7 protein-coding genes are annotated in these 7,945 nt (G+C 50.0%); 2 read left to right on the plus strand and 5 right to left on the minus strand.

Annotated elements, in window-relative coordinates; genetic code table 11:
- The 3 genes from gcvPA to gcvT form a co-directional block, all read right to left on the minus strand.
- A partial coding sequence (gcvPA, locus tag JX312_RS06075; RefSeq protein ID WP_204457393.1) for an aminomethyl-transferring glycine dehydrogenase subunit GcvPA occupies window positions 1–1,160 on the minus strand: 1,160 nt, incomplete at its 3' end.
- The gene (gene gcvH, locus JX312_RS06080; RefSeq protein WP_123405614.1) at window positions 1,153–1,536 is read right to left on the minus strand and encodes a glycine cleavage system protein GcvH; all 384 of its coding nucleotides are present in this window, start codon (window positions 1,534–1,536) and stop codon (window positions 1,153–1,155) included. The genes gcvH and gcvPA, both read right to left, overlap by 8 nt.
- Before the next feature lie 33 nt (window positions 1,537–1,569).
- Window positions 1,570–2,664 carry a glycine cleavage system aminomethyltransferase GcvT gene (gcvT, locus tag JX312_RS06085; RefSeq protein ID WP_204457394.1) on the minus strand — a complete coding sequence of 365 codons (1,095 nt, stop codon included), beginning with the start codon at window positions 2,662–2,664 and terminating at the stop codon, window positions 1,570–1,572.
- A 218-nt stretch (window positions 2,665–2,882) separates the two neighbouring features.
- Here gcvT and JX312_RS06090 point away from each other — a divergent pair, with 218 nt between their 5' ends.
- Complete coding sequence (locus tag JX312_RS06090) at window positions 2,883–4,055, plus strand: porin (RefSeq protein WP_204457395.1); 1,173 nt, start codon at window positions 2,883–2,885, stop codon at window positions 4,053–4,055.
- A gap of 5 nt (window positions 4,056–4,060) precedes the next feature.
- Window positions 4,061–5,302, plus strand: coding sequence for an ABC transporter permease (locus JX312_RS06095; RefSeq protein ID WP_204457396.1), 1,242 nt, complete (start codon window positions 4,061–4,063; stop codon window positions 5,300–5,302).
- An 11-nt stretch (window positions 5,303–5,313) separates the two neighbouring features.
- Here JX312_RS06095 and JX312_RS06100 read toward each other — a convergent pair whose 3' ends face one another.
- Window positions 5,314–7,350: a hypothetical protein gene (locus JX312_RS06100; RefSeq protein ID WP_204457397.1), complete on the minus strand. Its 2,037-nt coding sequence runs from the start codon at window positions 7,348–7,350 to the stop codon at window positions 5,314–5,316.
- Window positions 7,351–7,488: 138 nt separating this feature from the next.
- On the minus strand, window positions 7,489–7,737 hold the full coding sequence (locus JX312_RS06105) for a hypothetical protein (RefSeq protein WP_204457398.1): 249 nt from the start codon (window positions 7,735–7,737) through the stop codon (window positions 7,489–7,491).
- Between the last annotated feature and the right edge of the window lie 208 nt (window positions 7,738–7,945).

Genomic DNA, 7,945 nt, shown 5'->3' on the forward strand with positions numbered 1-7,945 from the left:
GTGAATTCCTTAAGGAAAGGTTTGTCGAATGCCGGTGTGAACTTGCCGCTTGCCACGAGCTTGTCGTGAAGATAATGCGCGCCGTCGGCAGAAAGTCTGTTTACCTCCACAAGACCTTTATGACCCATAAGTGAGAGATATATGGTGGCATACAATGCCATCAGGCTCTGGTTGGAGCAGATATTGCTTGTAGCTTTCTCGCGGCGTATGTGCTGCTCGCGTGCCTGAAGAGTAAGTACATAGCAACGCTTACCCGACCCATCCGTGGTCGCGCCCACGACACGTCCGGGCATTTTGCGCAACATATGGCTCTTGCAGGAGATAAAGCCGAGGTAGGGACCGCCGAACTGCATCGGCATTCCGAGTGTCTGACCATCGCCGCAGGCTACATCTGCACCCCACTCGGCAGGTGTTCTGAGAACCGCCAGCGCCGAAGGATCGGCATAGACTGCCATCATGCCCTTGACCTCATGCACGGCATCAGCAAAACCCGTGAAGTCTTCTACTATCCCGTAACGGTTGGGACATGGAAGAAGCACTCCGGCAACGTCTCCGGCACGCAGTTCGACTTTCATTGCCTCGAGATCGGTAACACCCTCCTTCTCGGGAACAAGCGTGAGATCCACGCCATGGAAGCCGGCATATGTACGTACCACCTCAAGAACATTTTCCGGAAGCGTGGCTGAAAGAAGCACTCTGTTCTTCTTGCGGACAGACGCCACCATCATGAACATCACCTCGGCGGCGGCAGTCGCGCCGTCATACATGGAGGCGTTAGTGGACTCCATGCCTGTAAGTTCGCTGATCATGCTCTGGTATTCGAAAATATACTGGAGCGTGCCCTGCGAGATTTCCGGCTGATAGGGAGTGTATGCCGTATAAAATTCGCTGCGTGAGAGCAGATGGGAGATCACTGAGGGTGAATAGTGGTCATAGACACCGCCTCCGGCAAACACCTTGAGAGTGCGGTTCTTTGCGCCGAGTTCACTGAAATGGCGACGAAGCTCCATCTCCGACATTGCCGAAGGAATATCATAATCCTCCTTGAAGATCACTTCGGCAGGTATGTCGTCATAGAGATCATCGACGCTCTGCACACCGATACGGTCAAGCATCACGCGGATGTCTTCCTCGGTGTGGGGGATGAATCTGTTACTCATTTTCACAAAGTTTTGCGTAAGCGGCTGCATCAAGAAGATTCTCTGCCTCCGAAGAATCGGAAATCTTCACTTTGATAATCCAGTTTGCGAAAGCGTCGGCATTGATAGCCTCGGGAGCGTCTTCGAGTTCCTCGTTAATCTCCACAACCTCGCCCGACACCGGACTGATAAGGTCGCTGGCTGCCTTTACAGACTCTACGGCACCGAAATCCTCACCTGCCGTCACTTCGTCTCCGACCTCAGGCATGTCTACATATACGATGTTGCCGAGCGCATGCTGCGCATAGTCGCTGATACCGATTGTAGCGATGTCGCCTTCGATCTTTACCCACTCGTGTGATTCTGCATAAAGCAGACCTTCAATTACTTTGCTCATATCTTTAGCTATCGTTAAAATTTGAATACTTGCTTATTTCTTATAGTTTTTATCGTAAAAGCGTTTCTTGACCACTTTCGCGGGGAAGGTCTTTTTGCGGATTCTGACCTCCACTTCGGTTCCCAGCTTGTCATAGGGTTTGTTGACCATAGCCATTGCCACGCTTTTGCCGGTGGAGATGGAGCGGTAGCCGGTGGTGATCTCTCCTACCTGCTCGCCGTTTACCTCCACAGGATATCCGTGACGCGGAATCGCATTCCCCTCAAGCTCAAGACCCACGATGCGACGTTTCACACCCTCGGCTTTCTGAGCAGCAAGCGCCTCCTTGCCGATAAATTCAGGTTTGTCAAGCTTCACGAACATACTGAGGCTTGCCTCGATCGGAGTTATGTCAGCACTCAGTTCGTCGCCATAAAGTGGAAGGCCCACCTCGAAACGGAGGGTGTCGCGACATCCCAGTCCGCAAGGCTGCACTCCCCCTTTCATGAGCTTATCCCAGACTTTGCGAGTGAAATCATGACTGCCGTAGACCTCGAAACCATCCTCTCCGGTATATCCTGTGCGGCTCACTATGATCTCTTCGCCGTCCACATTCATTGTCTTGAAATTGTAGAATGCGATATCCTTTACAGTAATGCCGAGAATATTCTCCATGGCTGCCTCTGCCTCGGGACCCTGTACCGCCACTTCTCCGTAATAAGGACTCTGATCCTCGATTCTGACATCGAATCCCTCTGCGTTCTGAAGAATCCACGCAACGTCCTTGTCTATATTGGAGGCGTTGATCACAAGGAAATATTCCTCGTCGTTAACCTTATACACAAGAAGGTCATCGACTGTGCCGCCGTTCTCATAGCACATCATGCCGTAGAAAATCTGACCGTCGGGAGCACCGGTCACGTCGTTTACAAAAATATGGCTGACGAATTTATATGCGTCGGGACCGCTTACGCGCACCTCCCCCATATGGCTCACGTCAAACACTCCCACGTGCTGGCGCACTGCGTTATGCTCTTCGGTGATGCCCGCATACTGGATAGGCATATCGAACCCGGCGAAGGGCGACATCAATGCCCCCAAGGCAACGTGACGGTCATGCAGACACGTCTTCTGACACTCTTGTTCCATGTGTATTTAGCTTTAAGTTAGTATTCCTTGTTTCCACTTCAACCGGACCATACCGTTTTGTTAAGAAAATGATAAGTTTGGAGAAGTTCAACTGCAAATTTACTATTTGTTGAATTTTCCTCCAAATTTTTTCTTAACTTTGTCGCAATTTATAAAACTGTTTAAAAACACCTATTTCGCGTCTGCAAAATGCAGATGCATCAATAAGTAATTAAGCAATGAAAAAATCACACAAATTAGCATGCTTGTTGTTGCTCGCTTCCTTTTCTACTCTATTCTCCGTCTCGGCACAGGATAAGATTACCGTAACACCTATAGGGCGCATACACGTTGACGGCGCATTTTACCTCCCCTCGAAAGATGGTTTCAGCGATGGCGCGGCTCTGCCTGAAATAAGGGCGGGAGTAAGGGCGCAATACCAGAAATGGATGGCTCGCGTGGAAATCGGCTATTCCTATGGAAAAATAGGAATGAAGGATGTCTATATACAGCGTGGTCTTGGCGATAAGGATTACCTGCGCCTCGGATATTTCATTCCTCAGTTCGGCATACGCGGCGGTGGCTCGGCATCATACAAGCCGGGCATGCTTCCGCAGATCTCGGAATCGTTCTTCCGCACGATGACAGGTAAGATCGGTTTCGGCTACACCCGCTACAATCCTTCTTATTTCCTGAGCGCTACAGCTTTTGTCGGCGGTCGTTCGCTGACTCTCAACGCCACGGAGCAGGGGAAGGTAAGTGTCGGCGGCTCGGTGCGCGGCGTGTGGCATCCGTACACCGAGCCCGGTTCCATACTACATGTCGGGGGATCGGTGTCTTACGAGACAGCATCACACACCCGTCTGATCAACGATGCGGGCGACGAGGAGGCTTCCGCCGGATTCCGCACATTCTCGGTGTCTTTCCCCACTACGGTCAGCAAGGTGCCTATGCTGGAGGCGGATGTGACAGATGCGGTGGGAGACTGGAAACTCTCCCCTGAACTGACCCTTTCCAAAGACCGGTTCGCGCTCGAATCGCAATTCTATTACATGAAAGTGCCCAGACACAATGGCATCCCCTCATATCACGCCGTCGGCACTTTTGGAATGGTGAGATGTCTCCTTTTCGGCGACAACAAATACAGATACTCCGAAGCGGAAGGCGCCCTTGCCCTCCCATCGCCGAAGACATTGGAGCTTGTTGCCGGATATGACTATACGAATGCAGACAGTCATGCCGCGGGAATCGATGGCGGAATATCCAACGACTGGAACCTTACCCTGAACTATTACATCAATAAATATATGATAGCCCGCCTGCGTTATTCCTACACTGATGTGCGCAATTCTTCGGTATGCGAGCGACGTGGTGTCAATATAATCCAGGCGCGCCTGCAGTTTGTGTTCTGAAAGCCATGAGTTATCCCCTCTATCTTGCTAAAAGACTCTCTCTTGCATCGGGAGGAAGACACAGTTCTCCCGCAATACGTGTGGCAGTCGCCGCCGTGGCGCTTTCTGTGGCGGTGATGCTCGCCGCCATTGCCATTGTATTGGGATTCAAGCGGGAAATCCGCGACAAGGTAATAGGGTTTAACTCACACATCACCCTGTATGCCGTGCCCGCAGGTCCGGAAGACTCCAATCTTATAACACTCACCCCCACATTGCGAGCACTCCTCGATTCACAGGATTTTATCACAAGTTATTCTCTGGAGGCATCGATTCCGGCAATCCTCAAGACAGCGGATGATTTCAAGGGTATATACCTCAAAAGCATGGAGGGAGAGGCACTCAGGAAATTCCTTTCGTCAAACATCGAGGAGGGAAGTCTGCCGGACTTCTCCAAAGAGGGAAACGACATGAAGATAGTGATTTCACGCAAAGCTGCCGATCAGCTGCGCCTTAAGGCGGGAGACAAGATCGACACATACTTCATGTCAGGCTCGATCAGAGTACGCCGACTCGAAATCGCAGCCATATACAATTCTCACTTCGACACATACGACAATGTTTTTGTATACGGCAGCCTTCCGCTGATTCAGAATCTCGGCGAAGTATCCGGAACCCAGGGCACTTCGGTTTCGATAACTACCGATGATTTCGACAATCTACAGCAAAACGCCGAGCATCTCGCTGCAGTATTGAACGAGGCCCTCGCTTCAGGACTTGTTTATAAATACTACCGCGTTGACAACGCACTCAATCAGGGTGCCGGATATTTAAGATGGCTCTCGTTGCTTGACACGAATGTTATAGTGATTCTGGTGTTGATGACAATCGTCGCATGCGCCACACTCATATCAGGAATGCTCATCATCATTCTCGACAAGAAGAGTTTCATCGGACTGATACGCACACTCGGGGCTACTGTAAAAAAAGTAAGAAGCATATTCATATACATGGCGATACGAATAGCCCTGACCGGAATTGTAATTGGCAACGCCCTTATGCTGGCGTTGCTCTGGGCTCAAGACAGATGGCATTTCCTTCCTCTCGATCCTGATTCATACTACATTGATTTCGTACCTGTTGAAATCAGCTGGCAGGCAATCCTCATCCTGAACGCAGCCACAGTCTTTGTCATCTACCTCTGCCTAATCCTCCCCTCCTGCTTCGCAGCAAAAATCTCCCCCGCCGAAACAATGCGCTATGAATAATTTGCTGCTGTTCATCTTCCTCCTGCTGTCGAGCGGTCAGCGTTGGCATCAACTTCCATGAGTTTCTGCGCTCCACGTTTCTGACGACCCCATTGCAGGTTGTATGATACGCTGATGTATGGCATACGCATATCAAGGCGCATGTGTTGCTCGTTTCGATTCCACTTGCTTAGCGACTTACTGCCTTGGTCGTATTTGCCAAAAGGCATGATGACACCTGCCGAGAACTGCCATGATTTCCAGTTGTAACTGAGGTCAATAATGTTCAGGTTTTCGCCCCAACTGATTTTCTCACCCCATAGGTCGCGCTGTGCCCTCACGTACTGACCGCTGAGCACGAAGCCCCAGTGCATAAGTTGTATATTGGCGTTGCCGCTCCATGCGTTGCTGCGATGTGTGTAGCCGGTGCCACGCATGTGCTCCATGCGGAACTGAACGTATCCGCTTAACATGAGCCATTTCGGGATTATTTCAATTTGGGGTGCAAGAAAGAACGAGAGGTTCTGCAGTCCGCAGCTGTTCTCGTATGTGGTGATTAGTTTGTCACCCTCCCACTGCAGAAGCGGAGTGATGGCGTTGGGCGAGGTGAAGGCGCGGACGCCGAACGAACCGCTGACACGAGGCACGTTGAAGCCGTAGCGGAAAGTGAGCATATAGGAGTTGGCGGTTTTCAGATTCTGATTGCCCACGCGCCACTGAAAGCCGTCGAGCTGCTGCGGCACGATGTTGGTTTCGGCTAGCGACGGTGTGGACTGCCACGATGTAAAGTTCAGCCGGAAATTGTGATTCTGATTCAGCGAATATGTGATCGTGGCCTGCGGACGCGGACTCCATGTGTGAGTGCCTTGATCGGTTTCCTTGAAAAGAAAATTGGTATACTGGACACCCATTCCGGCAGTTGCAGTCCATTTGCCGAAACGATGAAAATATTCTGCAAAGAGATAGACCTTGTCCTGACGCTGATGGAATATCCTTCCGTCAAGATTGTCATAGCGTGAACGGTTTCTATTGGCAGTGTAGGATGCTCCGGCGGTGAAGCGTCCGTTTGTCCAATTCTTAACGTAATCAGCTTCTATTGCGTAGGCTTGATTGTGGTCTTTGATTTCAGTGTTGATAGAAGTAACATAGTCCCAAGGATTCCGGGCGTCCGGCAATTGTTCAAGATAGTTGGAGTACGATCGCCCGAAATAGAATGAGCTGTTGAAGTTGACGATAAGCATCTGCTTACGAGCGAAATTCTGCTGCCAGTATAACGATAAAGAGGGGGTTCCTCCTTTATCGCCATGGGAGTCGGTCAGGAGTATATCGTCTGAGCCGTCGCTCAGCGATAAAAGTCCATTATATAGAAATTTGTCTGTGAGCTTTTGGAACAGGCCGAACTCCGCCATAAACACAGTTGTGTCTGGCTTGATGTAGCTATATGAGGCCCAGGCATTGGCAAATGAATTATCCATCGTTCCGCCGCGCGAGGTCTCATCTCGGGTCAAGGTCGAGCCGTCGGGATATGTGAAAGTCTCCGTGTAATCGCGATGAGTCTTCACCTTGTTGGTAAGCTTGAAGTTGCCGCCAACTTCCCACTGCGATCGCCCGGTATTGAATTTTGCATCCGCCATATAGAAGCCCCAAGCCTGGTTGAGAGCCGGGCGAGCCTGTGCCATCAGCGAGCCACCGACCGTCGGATTGGAGACGATGAAATTTAACACATAGTTTGCTCCGCCGTAGCGAAGGCCGGGGTTGTCTATCCATTCCACACGTTTGATGGTTTCGGGCAGAAGGGTACGCACCTGTTCGATTGATGATTCGCGACCGTTGATGCGTACTTGTACCGACTGGCCGACAGCTTGAATAGTGCCGAGTGCGTCACTGACGGTAAGGGTCGGAATCATAAGATTGTTTAGCAACTGCAAGCCATTCTGAGAATGTTCAACGGCACTTTTAGAGGGATGATAAACATCCATATCTGCCTTGCGGATTACCTTTGGAGCCTGTATTACAACTTCTTGCAGTTTCTGAGCCGGGATTGAATCCGCAGTTTCTGTCTGCGCCATAGCTGATAGAGCGCAAGACAAAGCCGATATTGTGATAATTATTGATTTCATAGAGTTGATGCTTACGATTTCACGATGCAAAGTTAACAAGTTGCCGTATTATAGACTTCAACATTTGTTGAAAAGTGACAATAGCGTCTAAGTATTTTTTCGCAGACGGCTCAGATGTGTCTGAGTTATATTCAGAAACGAGGCTATGTCTTTGAGCGGAAATAGTGAAAACAGGTCGGGATGTTTGGAAATAAGGTCATTATAACGCTGCTGTGCCGTCTTGCAGTGCAAATCTACATATCTGTCATAGTGGCGTAATACGCCCTCGCGCAAGCATAGATTACGCAGATAGTCCACCGCCGGGCTTTCAATATATGTATTGAAGTTCTTCTTCATATACAGTTGAGCCGTGGCTCTCGGCTACCTATTGTAAAAAGAATCGCCGAAAAATTAGTAACGTTGCAGTCTAATACGCGCAAAAATGACAAAAGAAGAACTGCTCGCAAGGCTCAACGATATAGAATGGAATGATTTCGAGGTCAAAGAGGCTTCGGGCGGTCTTCCCAGAAAGATTGACCGGGAAAACTGTCACCTTTGAGAGTAA

The organism is Barnesiella sp. CU968, from assembly GCF_905219685.1.
GTDB classification, from domain to species: domain Bacteria; phylum Bacteroidota; class Bacteroidia; order Bacteroidales; family Muribaculaceae; genus Lepagella; species Lepagella muris_A.